Annotated in this window: 11 protein-coding genes; 9 read left to right on the top strand and 2 right to left on the bottom strand. The window is 44.3% G+C overall.

Annotated elements, in window-relative coordinates:
- The first annotated feature begins 15 nt into the window (after positions 1–15).
- The 3 genes from A5877_RS05725 to A5877_RS05715 are packed head-to-tail and all read left to right on the top strand — an operon-like array spanning position 16 to position 4,646.
- Complete coding sequence (locus A5877_RS05725; protein WP_086316537.1) at positions 16–915, top strand: ROK family protein; 900 nt, start codon at positions 16–18, stop codon at positions 913–915.
- Positions 912–3,182 carry an alpha-xylosidase gene (gene yicI / locus A5877_RS05720; RefSeq protein ID WP_016612766.1) on the top strand — a complete coding sequence of 757 codons (2,271 nt, stop codon included), beginning with the start codon at positions 912–914 and terminating at the stop codon, positions 3,180–3,182. The genes A5877_RS05725 and yicI overlap by 4 nt, the downstream gene beginning before the upstream one ends.
- A complete protein-coding gene (locus tag A5877_RS05715; RefSeq protein ID WP_086316536.1) occupies positions 3,183–4,646 on the top strand; it encodes a glycoside hydrolase family 43 protein in 1,464 nt (487 codons plus the stop codon).
- A gap of 57 nt (positions 4,647–4,703) precedes the next feature.
- Here A5877_RS05715 and A5877_RS05710 read toward each other — a convergent pair whose 3' ends face one another.
- Positions 4,704–6,500: a sensor histidine kinase gene (locus tag A5877_RS05710; RefSeq protein WP_086316535.1), complete on the bottom strand. Its 1,797-nt coding sequence runs from the start codon at positions 6,498–6,500 to the stop codon at positions 4,704–4,706.
- Complete coding sequence (locus A5877_RS05705; protein ID WP_005234068.1) at positions 6,497–7,102, bottom strand: YesL family protein; 606 nt, start codon at positions 7,100–7,102, stop codon at positions 6,497–6,499. The genes A5877_RS05710 and A5877_RS05705 overlap by 4 nt, the downstream gene beginning before the upstream one ends.
- Before the next feature lie 234 nt (positions 7,103–7,336).
- Between A5877_RS05705 and A5877_RS05700 the strand changes: the two genes are divergently transcribed.
- From A5877_RS05700 to A5877_RS05675, 6 genes are all read left to right on the top strand, one after another.
- Complete coding sequence (locus A5877_RS05700) at positions 7,337–8,278, top strand: sugar ABC transporter permease (RefSeq protein ID WP_005228459.1); 942 nt, start codon at positions 7,337–7,339, stop codon at positions 8,276–8,278.
- A 15-nt stretch (positions 8,279–8,293) separates the two neighbouring features.
- Positions 8,294–9,226, top strand: a complete 933-nt coding sequence (locus A5877_RS05695; protein ID WP_005234069.1) for a carbohydrate ABC transporter permease — start codon at positions 8,294–8,296, stop codon at positions 9,224–9,226.
- Between the two features lie 21 nt (positions 9,227–9,247).
- Positions 9,248–10,996, top strand: a complete 1,749-nt coding sequence (locus A5877_RS05690) for an ABC transporter solute-binding protein (protein WP_016612762.1) — start codon at positions 9,248–9,250, stop codon at positions 10,994–10,996.
- A gap of 138 nt (positions 10,997–11,134) precedes the next feature.
- Positions 11,135–11,791, top strand: a complete 657-nt coding sequence (locus A5877_RS05685) for an SGNH/GDSL hydrolase family protein (protein WP_086316534.1) — start codon at positions 11,135–11,137, stop codon at positions 11,789–11,791.
- The gene (locus A5877_RS05680) at positions 11,788–13,254 is read left to right on the top strand and encodes an alpha-L-fucosidase (protein WP_086316533.1); all 1,467 of its coding nucleotides are present in this window, start codon (positions 11,788–11,790) and stop codon (positions 13,252–13,254) included. The genes A5877_RS05685 and A5877_RS05680 overlap by 4 nt, the downstream gene beginning before the upstream one ends.
- Positions 13,255–13,264: 10 nt before the next feature.
- A complete protein-coding gene (locus tag A5877_RS05675) occupies positions 13,265–14,074 on the top strand; it encodes an alpha/beta hydrolase (RefSeq protein ID WP_086316532.1) in 810 nt (269 codons plus the stop codon).
- The last annotated feature ends 77 nt before the right edge of the window (positions 14,075–14,151 follow it).

Raw genomic sequence — 14,151 nt, 5'->3', positions numbered from 1 at the left:
AACGGAGGAGGAGAAATGACAGATGTACGCCTGTGCTTTGATGTAGGCGGGACCTATATCAAATTCGGGGTTTTTACCGAGAAGAATCAATGGCTGGACCGAGGCAAAATCAAAACCCCGAGTAATACGCGGGATGAACTTTTTGCTGCCTTAGCTGCCAAAATACAAGAAGTCGAGCAAGCGCATGTTATCGAAGGGATCGGGCTGAGTTTTCCTGGTTTCATTGATTCAGTCAATGGCCGAGCGATCATGGCGGGGGCGTTGGCTCCTTTACACGGCTGTGCTGTCGTACAAGAGCTACAGCAGCGTTTAACCAAGTCTTATCCGATCTGGATCGAAAATGATGCGAAATGTGCTGCTTTAGCAGAACTCTCGACCGGCAATGCTACTGACGTACAAGATTTTGTCATGATCACATTAGGCACCGGTATTGGTGGCGCGCTCGTTCATCAGCGCCAGTTGATTCACGGAAATGGGTTTCGGGCAGGAGAATTCGGAATGATGATCACTGATTTTCAAGCATCTTCTTTTGCGACCCTCCATGACCTAGCTTCAACGAGAGGACTGATTGATGCCTATCGACGGGCAAAAGCGATTCCTGAATCAGAGGAGATTTTAGGCGAAACCATCATGCAGCAGCGGTCGAGTGATCCTGAAACGCAAGAGATTCTGAAACAGTGGGCACGTTATGTCGCACTTGCGATTTACAACCTAGCTGTCACGATGAATCCCGAAAAAATACTGATCGGCGGCGGCATCAGCCAAAACCCTGATCTATTAGCTATAATCAAACAAGCAATCAATGAGAACCCCCATTGGCCGGATTTCCAAGTGCCGATAGAGACTTGTCGTTACTATAATGATTCTGGTCTGTTAGGGGCGTTGACATTGATCCAACAAGGAGGAAAAAAATGAAATTTTCAGATGGCGGTTGGTTATTTCGTGAAGGATTTGATGTGAAATTTGCGGTGCATGTCTACGATGCCCGTAAAGAAGAAAACAAATTGGTCTTATATCTGCCTTATAGCTATGTCGGGCATAAAGGGGCAACACTGGATGGCGGATTGTTAACGATGGAAGTTACTACCCCTAGAACCAATATCATTGGGATCACCCTCTACAATTATAAAGGGGTCCAAGCCAAAGCCCCCAACTTTGAATTGATGACAGAAGAGATCACTCCTGATATTTCAGAAGATGAGCAATCGTATGTTTTTCGCTCGGGAGACTTGCAAGTCGTGATCAGCAAAGAGGAAAATGTGACAGCTTCGTTTTATTACAAAGAACAGCTGATTACCCAAAGCAAACCTCGCAGCAAAGCCTTAGTGATTGATCCGCAAGCAAATACCCATATCAGCGAACAGTTGACCCTGGATGTGGGAGAAACGATTTATGGTTTAGGGGAACGCTTTACAAATTTCGTGAAGAACGGCCAAAGTGTTGATATCTGGAATGCCGACGGGGGCACTGGTACGGAGCAAGCTTACAAAAATATTCCGTTTTATGTAAGTAATAAAGGGTATGGCGTCTTTGTCAATTCACCCGACCGGGTGCAATTTGAAGTGGGGAGTGAAAAAGTTTCTCGTGTTCAATTCAGCAATCCAGGACAAACGCTGCAGTACTTTGTGATCGCCGGTGATGAGTTAAAACAAGTGATCCAGCGCTACACTGATTTGACGGGGAAACCGTCGCTGCCACCTGCGTGGTCCTTTGGGTTGTGGCTAAGTACCTCGTTCTTGACGGATTATGATGAACAAACCGTAACATCTTTTGTAGACGGTATGGCAGAACGTGAGATTCCCCTTGAGGTCTTTCATTTTGACTGCTTATGGATGAAGGAATACGAGTGGTGCAACTTCACGTGGGACGAACGAACTTTCCCAGAACCGGAAAAAATGCTGCAGCGCTTGAAAGCCAAAGGATTGAAAATCTGTGTCTGGATCAATCCGTACATTGGGCAAAAATCACCCTTGTTTGACGAAGGGATGGCCAATGGCTACTTTTTGAAACGCGCCAATGGAGATGTCTGGCAATGGGACAAATGGCAAGCAGGTTTGGCGATCGTCGACTTCACCAACCCTGAAGCGGTCGCTTGGTACAATAGCAAGCTGCGTGCCTTATTAGACATGGGTGTGGATTGCTTCAAAACGGATTTTGGTGAACGGATTCCCACCGATGCGGTGTACTATGACGGCTCTGATCCAGAAAAAATGCACAATTATTACGCCTACCTATACAATAAAGTCGTCTTTGACTTGCTGAAAGAAGTCAAGGGAGCAGAAGAAGCCATCGTTTTTGCGCGGGCAGCTTCGGTTGGTTCGCAACGCTTGCCTGTACACTGGGGTGGCGACAGTACCTCAGATTATCCATCAATGGCAGAGTCACTGCGGGCAGGTCTGTCCTTTGGGTTAGGCGGCTTTGGATATTGGAGCCACGATATCTCAGGGTTTGAAGCTGGCTCAACCCCAGACCTTTACAAGCGCTGGACACAATTTGGTCTGCTGTCTTCCCATAGCCGTTACCATGGCAGCTGGGAATACAAAGTGCCTTGGGTTTATGACGACGAAGCCGTGGCGGTAGCCAAAGCCTTTACCAAGTTAAAATTGTCCTTGATGCCTTACTTGCAAGCTCAATCGGTGCTAACCGCCCAAACGGGGATTCCGATGATGCGGGCGATGGTCTTAGAGTTTCCTGAAGACGAGATGACCCATCATTTGGATCGCCAATACATGCTGGGGGAACACCTTTTAGTTGCGCCCATTTTTAATGATCAAGGAACGGTCTCCTTTTACGTACCGAAGACGAAGGGGCATTGGATCGACTATTTATCTGGCAAAGCTTACGAGGGCGGACGTTGGTACCAAGAAACCTATGATTATTTCCACTTGCCACTGTTAGTCCGACCAAATCAACTGATTATCGAAGGCCATGAACAAACCAAAGCAGTCTATGACTATGCCGAACATCCAACGATCCATCTCTTTGATCCGCAAGACAAGACCGCTGCGGCTATCTATGATCACCACGGTGAGTGGATTGGCGAGGTGGCTGTTGAAAGAGTCGATCAAGAACTGATCGTCAAGCTGACAGGGATCCAGCAAGCATCCTTGCAGATTCACACGACTGCTGGAAAAACGAGCCATAAGCTGACGGCTGACCAAACCACGATAAAGGAGTTCTAGATGCCGATGCGAACCATCACGAATCCAATTTTACCTGGATTCCATCCAGATCCCAGTATTTGCCGTGTCGGTGAAGACTTTTATCTGGTGACGAGTACTTTTGAATATTTTCCTGGATTACCAATTTATCACAGTAAAAACTTGGCAGACTGGCAGCTGATTGGTCATGGACTTTCGCGACCTGAGCAGCTGCAGTTATCGACGGAAAATCCCAATGCTTTTGGTCTGTATGCCCCAACCTTGCGTTTTATCAAGGACCGCTTTTACCTCGTTTGTACAAACGTTGGGGCAAACGAAGGAAGAGAAGGCAACTTTCTGATCTGGACAGATGACATCGCCGGTGAATGGTCTGACCCGATTTGGTTGGACACTCCTGGGATCGACCCGACGATTTTCGCAGATGACGATGGGCAGACCTATTACTTAGGCACCCATAAGGAAATCTATCTGCGGACGATCGATTTGGCTTCTGGAGAATTAGGTCCGCGCCAAAACATTTGGACTGGCAGCGGAGCGGCTGATCCAGAAGGCCCCCACTTGTATAAAAAAGACGGCTATTACTACCTGTTGATCTCCGAAGGTGGAACGTCCTATGGGCATATGCTGACCATGGCCCGCAGCCGTTCCTTGACGGGACCCTATGAAGCATGCCCCAACAATCCAGTGATGACCAATCGCAGTACGAATCTGCCGCTGCAAGCTGCAGGGCATGCGGACCTCGTGCAAGATACCCAAGGCAATTGGTGGGCAGTTTGTCTGGCAGTACGCCCCATCAGCTATCCTTTGAGGCATTTGCTAGGTCGGGAAACATGCCTGCTACCGGTGGACTGGTCAAACCCATGGCCGGTGTTTGGCGAGGAAGATCACTTGCCAGAAATCATTCAGGTAGACACAGCGGCGGCACCAAAGGAAACACAAAAGAAGACCAGCAAGCCTGATTACGTGACTTTATTCGAATGGGACCCGACGTTGATTGAAGAAGAGCCACATGGCTTCTTGCTGCATCCTAATCAGACGGGTCTGTCCGATCAAGGCAAACTCGCCGCAGTGTTCCAACGGCAAACCGCCTTTGAGCAACAATTTCAGGCAACCTTTGATTGTCGGCAACTAACGGATGGGCAAGCAGGATTGACGGTTTTCTTAAATGCCACCCATCACTATGAGGGTTACCTGGAAAAAACAGCCATCAGTCGACAGTTGGTTTTCCGCCGACAAATCGGTTCCTTATGGAAAGTGGAAAAGAAACTGCCTTATGCAGCAGATATGGTCACCTTGCAGCTGAGCGCCGATAAAGAAACCTATCGTTTTTCTGTTCTTGATGAACAAGGACAAGCACAGCTTTTAGGCAGTGGAGAAACAAAATATCTGACCACTGAAGTCGGTGGTGTCTTTACTGGGATCATGGTGGGCTGTTACGCCAGTGCTTCTTCACCACAACAAACCGTTCGTGTGCGGGATTTCTAATCAATCAAAAGCCCCCTTTCGATTTCTGAAACAGGAATCGAAGGGGGCTTTACTGTTTTAGTGAAGAGAAAATGAATCTTGGCTTAGATCATGGATGCGCAAGATGACTTGTGTGCCGCTACCCAGCACACTCTCGATCGTCAAGCCGTATTCAGGTCCATAAAACATTTTGACCCGATGATTGACGTTGGCTAGCCCAATGTTCTTTTTGGCATGGGTGGAGGGCGTCTTGATTTTTTGCTGCAAGCCTTCGAGTTTTTCTGGCGGTATCCCGCTGCCGTTGTCTTGTACCACGATCACCAGATCATGGCCGTCTTTGGTGATCGTCAAACGGACAAACCCTGGATAGGTGATGCCTTCCAAGCCATGGGAGATGGCGTTTTCCACCAATGGTTGAATCAGGAGGGGCAATATTTGGACTTCTTTTTGGTCGATCTCATTGGAGACTGAATAGGAAAAGTTGACTCGATCGCCAAAGCGCATCCGCTGGATCTTGACATATACGTGAACGGCATCTAAGGACTCTTCTAAACTCGTTCGCTTGGTTCCGTGGGCTTCTAGCGTATAGCGCATCGATTTTGCCAGTAATTTGATGGCGTAAACGACGTCAGAATTGCCGGAAGTCAGCGCCATCATGCGAATCGTTTCTAACGTGTTGAACAAGAAGTGAGGGTTGATCTGCCCCGCTAAGATATTAAATTCCATTTGCTGTTGTTGAGTCAACAGCTCTTGCTGCGCCAGACGCGAGCGGTAGATCTCTTCTTCTTTTTTCTTGATTCGTTGAATGATCTTATGGAAATCAAGAGAGATCTGAGAAATTTCGTCTTCGCCGCTAATATTTTGAAAGAAATCATAATCCTCGATCGAGGCAAAGTAGACCGCCTGCTGCAGTTGAGAAATTCGTTTGGTAAAGAATCGAGCAAACAGAAAGACGATGATGAAAGTAGTGATCAAAATCACCAAAACGATCGTGCTCCAACGGATCAGATTGGCGCGTAGATTGCTATAGGCATTTGTATCCGCACTATAAATTGTGATGATGTCTTCTTTGTTACTCATGGGTAAGGTGCTTTTGGTGAGCATCACCTTGGTACCATCATCTTTTAAAAAGGCAGCACTCGTTTGCGGCTCAGAAAGAGTCGTAAGCTGTCCCGGTTCACCGACTTGATTGATTTTGTCGCTATAAAAGATGACATCATCATTTAACTGTAATTCCAATTCATAGGATGAATTACGAAGTCGGTTGCTGAGATAATTATAATCGACTTGGATCTCCAAAACGGCAGTTTCTTTTGATAAAGGCAAAGGCAACGTTTTATAAAGACTCAAACGATTTGCTTTGTAATCCTCTGGCATCGTCATCAAAAAAGCATCGGGTTGCTTGAGGGCTCGTTGGTACCAGGCGGTCGCTTGAATTGTGTCATCTGCCTGTTGAAAATATTTATAGTTCGGAATGGTTTGATTCGTCGTATAGATAGTTAATTTCGCAATCGAGGTTTGAAGATTTCTGATCTCATCTAGCTGATCATAGCTATTGATGTCCACGATCGCTTCTTGGTCGTCAAGGTAATTTGCAGTTAAAAGCTGACGTAGATGAGTATCGTTTGATAAGGAACTCGCCGTGTTGGTCAGCGTGTTTGTTGTATCAAAAAGAACAGATTTGACACGCTGAGCATTTAACTCAGCCAAGTGTTGGTAATTGCCTGTCAGCTGCTTGGTTGAATCGTAGACCAATAAGAGACCAATAGTCACTGTGGATAAAAAAACAACAGGCAGATAAAGAATGAATAATTGTCGCCGAATGGAAAACTGACTCAGACGACGAAAAAGTGAGAGATGACTGATTTTTTTCATGCTTGCTGATTACGAAAGATGGAAAGCAACAGGAACGAACTACAATAAATAACGAAAGAAAAACCAAAAATCAACAAGAGGAATTTAAACAACGGAAATAAAACAACAAAACAAAACGCAGCGATAGGAATAAGCGCGAGGGCTAACGAACGGATAGGGTCCGCGATCGGTAACAGAAACGCGTTTTTTAATGTTTGCCTAAAGCTGTTTTCATAACGTCCAATTAACGCAAGGCAATAGACTAATACAATAAACAGATAAATAGCTGTAACAATTAGAACGAAAGCAAAAATACTGGCAAGAATGGTTTTTGAGGAAAACCAAAACAAGCTACTATACAGTAGTGCTACCATGGGGAGCCCAAGAAGGAGAAAACTACCGGTGGCTTTCATAAAGTTTGCTCGTAGCGCTCGCACATAGCCTACAATCAATTCACCACGCTCCTCATCCGCATAACGAATCGTCACTTCATAAAGGGCAGCTGTCGCAGCACCAATCGTAATAATTGGCAAACAGCTAATGATATATAGTAAATTTAACAATGTGAATTGTGAAAAAACGGTGGTTATTTTGTACAGTTGGCCATCAGGATTGTACTTCATTTTTATCCCTCCAAAATTGATATATTCCTATAGTACTCGCAAAAAACAAATTTTGAAAGCCTTACCATATGGGCGTCTTTTATCTGAAACCTTGATGTATCAGCATTCTTTATAAATAAAAGAAAAATAAAGTCTAAAATGTACGGATTGACCTCTATTTTTAACAGGTGGCAAATGAGATTTCAGGTGCTAGTATTAAAAATGTAAAAGCGGTTACAAAAAAGGGGGAGGAAAATGGAAAGTAAACTAAGCAGTGTCCCAAGAAAAAATAAGCGGGTGACACGAGAAGGGAAGATTTTGTTTTTATGTATCGTTCCCTTTCTGATTCTCGTGTTTTTGTTCTCTTATTTTCCTTTGCACGGATGGATTTATTCACTTTATGATTACAAACCAGCATTAGGTTTAGCGCGCAGCGAGTTTGTAGGCTTCAAATGGTTTCGACTTCTTGTCTCTAGTCCAACACAAGTGGATCAGATCGTACAAGTAATGAAAAACACCTTTGCCATGAGTTTTTTAGGGATCGCCACTTCGATCCTACCAGTAGGCTTCGCCATTTTATTGAACGAAATCAAGTGCAAATGGTTTAAAAACTTGGTCCAAACGCTGACCACGCTGCCGAATTTTATCAGTTGGGTTTTGGTGTATACGATCGCCTTTAGCTTGTTTTCTTCAACAGGGCTGGTAAACACGTTGCTGCAAGAATGGGGCTTCGTTACAGATCCAGTCAAATTTTTGGATAGCGGCAATCATACGTGGCTAATGATGTGTCTTTGGAATATTTGGAAAGGCTTGGGCTGGGGTGCCATCATGTATCTTGCAGGCATTTCAGGAATTGACCCCGAATTGTATGAATCGGCGCGAATCGATGGGGCGAATCGTTTCCACCTGATGCGTCATATCACACTACCTGCCTTGATGCCGACGTTTCTTGTGATGCTGATGCTGTCTATCGCCAACTTGTTGAACAACGGGATGGATCAGTACTTTGTTTTCCAAAATGCATTCAATCGAAATACGATCCAAGTCCTCGATTTGTATGTCTACAATTTAGGGATGGGTGGAAATAGTCTATCTCTGGCTACCGCGATCAGTATGCTAAAAAGTGTCATTTCTGTTGCCTTGTTAGCCATCGTCAATATTGCGTCGAAAAAAATTCGGGGGACTTCCATTATTTAGGAGAGGAGGATATCTATGGAACTATCGATTAGTGAAAAGAAAAAGGCGAAAAAAGTACCCAAACGTGAAAACCTGACGTTTAGTATCCTCAATTATACCTTTTTCTTTCTGATTACGTTGATTTGTGCGTATCCTTTTTATTACTTGATTATTAATTCAATCAGTAATAATGAGTTGAGTGCGTTAGGACAAATTCGCTTTTTTCCACAAGAGATCCATTTTGAAAACTACAGTCAAGTGTTACAACTAAAAGGGTTGCCATTAGCCGCAACCGTTTCGGTGGCTAGAACGGTGATTGGAACAGCAGCAACCGTCTTAGCTTCAGCCTTCTTAGGCTTTATGTTTACCCAAGAAAAAATGTGGAAACGAAAATTTTGGTATCGCTTTGTCGTGATTACAATGTATTTCAATGCAGGGCTGATTCCATTATTCATCACGATGAAGACATTAGGTTTAACGAATAATTTTTGGGTCTATATTTTGCCGGCTGTCGTTCAGCCTTTTAACATCATCTTAGTGAAAACCTATATTGAGTCAATCCCCAAATCGTTGCAAGAAGCAGCTGAAATGGATGGAGCTGGCATCATTCAAGTATTCTTTCGGGTAATTTTACCCAACTGTACGCCGATTTTAGCAACAGTCGCGATCTTCTCGGCAGTTGGTCAATGGAATTCTTTCCAAGATACACTGATTTACATTACGGATCAAAGTCTCTACTCCTTGCAATACCTTCTTTATACGTATATCAATCAAGCCAATTCGTTGGCACAAATGGTCAAAAATACATCGGGATCACTTTCCAGTATCGCTTCAGCTGCAACAACGCAGACACCGACTTCGATTCGCATGACCGTTTCAGTCATTGTTGTTTTACCAATCATGTTTATTTATCCGCTTTTCCAGAAATATTTTGTCAAAGGAATTATGTTGGGTGCGGTGAAAGGTTAATAAAAAGAAAGAGGGAAGAAAATGAAAAAAATGTCGAAATATGTAACAACAGGTTTGTTAGGCATGACATTGCTAGGTAGTTTAGCCGGCTGTGGAGGAGCGGCTGACTCTGACACAGACGCTGCTTCCAGCGAAAGTGGCTACGATGAAACGATCACGATCGATGTCTATAATGGGCTAGCCAACTATATGGGGATGCAAGAAGGTTGGTTTGCCAAAATCGTGCGGGATAAATTCAATATGGAATTGAACATCATCGCACCAAACGTTGCTGGAAACGGAGACACTCTTTATCAAACGAGGACGGCAGCAGGTGATTTGGGCGATTTGATCATTGTTGATAATGGCCAACAATACAACGAATTGGTTGAAGCTGGTTTGTTGACCGATGCGAGCGAGTATTATGAAACTATGGAAAATGTTCAGCGCTTCGATGCGGCTGTTCAAAATCTAAACAAAGATGCCGATGGTCTATATGGCTTTCCAACTTCCGTTTCTACATTAAAAGCCACCGATCCTTCAGAAGGATTAGATCCTACATTTGGTGCTTATGTGCGTTGGGATCTTTATGGGGAGCAAGGATATCCAGAAATCGGTACATTGGAAGACCTGCTTCCTGTGATTCAAAAAATGCAAGAAGACAATCCAACAACAGATTCTGGGAAAAAAGTTTATGGGTTTTCTCTATTCAGCGATTGGGACGGCAACATGATGAATGCAGGCAAACAGCTGGTCACCTACTATGGGTACGATGAATCAGGTTTTGTCTTGGCAAAAGCGGATGGTTCTGATTATCAAAGCATTCTCGATAGTGATTCTGAATATATTCGCGCACTTAAGTTTTATTTCCAAGCCAATCAAATGGGCTTAGTGGATCCAGAATCAACGACGCAAAATTACGATACACTTTTTGCCAAATTCCAAGAAGGACAAGTCTTATTCTCATGGTGGCCTTGGTTAGGTCAAGCGGCTTTTAATACGACTACGAACTTGAATGAAGGAAAAGGCTTTATGTTGGCACCGATTCAAGACCAAAAAATCTTCTCTTATGGTGCGGAAGTTTACGGTGGCAAACAATTTATCGGGATCGGTTCAAATGCCGAAGACCCAGAGCGAATCGCAGCCTTCATTGACTGGCTCTACTCTTCAGAAGGCGTGTTAGCAAATTCTTCTCAAACAAGCGGTAGTAGTGGCCCTGAAGGCTTAACTTGGGAAATGAAAGATGGCGAGCCTGTCTTAACTGAGTTTGGGAAACAAGCGTTGCTAGATGGCGATGGGGATGTGCCAGAAGAATATGGTGGCGGAAGTTACAAAGATGGTGTATCCGCGCTAAACGTCAATACGGTATTACCGATCGATATCAATCCTGATACCGGCTTCCCATATGCTTATACGATGTGGGAAAGCTATCAAAATGAAACAACCGATCCTGTAAAAGAAGATTGGTCAAAAAATATGGGTGGTGCAGAATCGACCATTGGCTATTTAGAGGAGAACGACCAATTGTTAGTTGCCCCTGGTGCCAGCTATGTAGCGCCAGAAGATAGTTCGGAGATCTCTACGTTGCGGAACCAAGCCAAAGCGACAATCATCGAGTACTCTTGGCGAATGGTTTTTGCCAAAGATGAAGCAGAATTTGACCAATTGCTAAAAGAAATGCAAGAAACAGCAGACGGCTTAGGCTATCAAACAGTGCTAGAATTTGACATGAATAATGCGAAAGATCAAAACGAAAAACGGGTAGAAGTAGCGAAAGAATTTGGGGACTAATCAAAAACAAAGAATCATAAAAATGGTTGGTCAACGGTTCCTTGACAAAAGTGAGTAAACAGCTTTTGGTTAAGCAATCACTTAAGAAGATTGATCCAGCACCAGCGGATCAGTCTTCTTTCTTTAAGGAGGAAAACAATGATAGTGGATAAAAAAGATCGTCTGCTTTTTATGGGGGATTCGATCACAGATAGTAATCGAAATTATCAAGCGATACCTGCGGGATGGTCGTCATGGGGGGACGGCTATGTTCATCTGATCAACGCCTATACCACAGCATTACTCCCACAAATGGAATTAATGATCGTTAACCGAGGCATCAGTGGAGATACAGTCGTCGATTTGAAGAAGCGTTGGAAGGATGATGTATCGGCATTTCAACCAGATTGGGTAACGATCATGATCGGTGTAAATGATGTGTGGCGGCATTTTGATGGCACATTTGCTCAAACGGAACTGGTGGGGATTGAAAGATTTGAATCAGAGTTGCGTGATTTGATCGCTCAGACATTACCGAGTGTCAAAGGAATGATTCTCTTGACCCCGTTTATGGTTGAAGCCAACAAAGAAGATCCACTAAGAAAAATGCTTACCAACTACCAACACGTGCTTGCTAAAGTAGCGCAAGAGTATGGTATCCTTTTAGGAGATACGCAGGAAAAGTTTGATGATTTTTTGCTTTATCAGTCATCCTATGTCTTAAGCAGTGATCGTGTGCATCCGTCGACTGCAGGACATGTGTTGATTGCAAAAACATGGCTGGAAACAGTCGGTATTTTGGAGGAAAGACCATGATCACAGTAGAAACGATCCACCAAGTCGCGCATCAAGGCCCCTTTTTCCCAAATTGGCAATCTTTGGGCGCTTTTGTTCTACCGGAATGGTTCCCCAAAGCAAAATTCGGGGTCTTCATTCATTGGGGATTGTATAGTGTTCCTGCATTTAATAACGAGTGGTACTCCAGAAATATGTACATCAAAGACCATCCGGAATACGATCACCATATCAACACCTACGGTCCGCAAAAAAACTTCGGCTACAAAGACTTTATTCCCATGTTTACCGCAGAAAAATTCGATGCAAATGAGTGGATTCAACTGATCAAACAAGCCGGTGCCAATTATCTTTTTCCCGTTGCAGAACATCACGATGGGTTTCAGATGTACAAAAGCGAGCTGTCTGAATGGAATGCGGCAGTTATGGGACCGAAAAAAGATATTCTTGCGGAATTAAAAGAGGCAGCTGAGGAACAAGGCCTGCATTTTTGTACCTCATCTCATCGTGCCGAACATTGGTTTTTTATGGGACACGGTAAGGAATTCGACAGCGACATCAAGGAACAGTTAGAAAAAGGCGACTTTTATTGGCCTGCTATGCCAGAACCTGATAATCAAGATTTGTATAGCGAGCCATATCCCTCAAAAGAGTTTTTAGATGATTGGCTGCTGCGAACCTGTGAACTCGTCGATAACTATCAACCAGAGCTGCTGTATTTTGATTGGTGGATCCAACATGAAGCCTTCAAGGAGCACTTGCAACTTTTCGCCGCTTACTATTACAATCGTGGGGCTGAATGGGGCAAAAAAGTTGGTATCTGCTACAAACACGATGCCATGATGTTTGGTAGTGGTGTCGTGGAGATCGAACGGGGAAAATTTGCCGAACCACAACCTTTTTACTGGCAAACAGATACAGCGATCGCTCGCAATTCATGGTGTTATACCACAACGTTGGATTACAAAACAACGCGTGAGATTTTACAGGATTTGATCGAAGTCGTCAGTAAAAATGGCAATCTTCTTTTGAATATCGGGCCGAAAGGGAATGGTTCGATCCCAGAAAAAGATCAAACGATCTTAAAAGAAATCGGTGCGTGGCTGGATGTAAACGGTGAAGCCATTTATGAAGCGAAACCATGGCGCAAAGCCGGGGAAGGACCCAAGACCGTTGTCTCAGGCCAATTTCAAGAGGCACAGGCGACGACATACACGAGCCAGGATTTCCGCTTTACGGTTCAGGGGGATTCGTTGTATGCTATTGGCATGGCAAGTCCTGAGAATGGACACGCAAGGATCCAAGCACTGGCCCAGTCTAAAGATCAAAATTTGCCAGAATTTCACGGCATCATCCAAACCGTGACGATTCTAGGACACGAAGAACAGCCTATTGATTGGCAAGTGACCGATGAAGGCTTGCAACTAACTTTTGAACCAATTGAAACCGACCAACCAATCGTCTATAAAATTACAATGAAATGAGGCGCAATCCGTGATACATGAAAAAAGAACCGCACTTTTACCAGAAAGCCAAGCCAGTTTAACCACGTATGTCATGGAAAATTCTCCTGAAATGGAACCAGATCGTGTTCGACCAGCGGTCATCATCTGTCCTGGCGGCGGCTATGAAATGTTGTCTGATCGCGAAGCGGAACCCATCGCCATCAAAATGATGAGCTTTGGTTTCCAAGCCTTTGTGTTGCATTATAGTATCAAACCGGCTGTCTATCCGTTAGCCTTAAAGGAATTGGCGGCTGCCGTTCGTCTTGTCCGCACCAATCATGAGGTCTGGCACGTCGATCCTGAAAAAATCATTGTTGCCGGTTTTTCAGCTGGCGGTCACTTAGCTGCTAATCTGGGTGTGTCTTGGCAGCAACCTTTTCTAGCAGAGGCTTTACAAGGAGCCAATGAAGAATGGCGACCTAACGGGTTACTGTTGAGTTATCCGGTCTTATCTAGTGGTGAACTTGGGCACCAAGATTCCTTCCGTTCATTATTAGCAGATCGCTATGAAACAGAAAAAGCGGCTTTGTCTTTAGAGACTTTAGTCAATGAACAGACACCGCCGACGTTTCTTTGGCATACGTTAGAAGATGGATTAGTCTTGGCGGAAAACAGCCTCCTTTTTGCCGAACAGCTGCGCAAATTTAATATACCTTATGAGCTGCACATTTTCCCTCGCGGTGGTCATGGACTAAGTTTAGGAACACCGGAAACCGCCAACGGCAATCAACACGGGATCGAAGCATCGGTTGTCCGTTGGCCAGAATTGTTTGCTGATTGGGTGAAGTGGAACATCTAAGAGGAATTCAAAAAAACAGTATAATCTCTAATCAATCATCTTTGTCTAATTCTCAAATCCATTTTTTCAACAGCATA

Source organism: Enterococcus sp. 3C7_DIV0644, assembly GCF_002141235.1.
Classification (GTDB): domain Bacteria; phylum Bacillota; class Bacilli; order Lactobacillales; family Enterococcaceae; genus Enterococcus_D; species Enterococcus_D entomosocium.
Note: the sequence above shows the minus strand (reverse complement) of the source record. Positions and strands in the feature narration are given on the sequence as shown.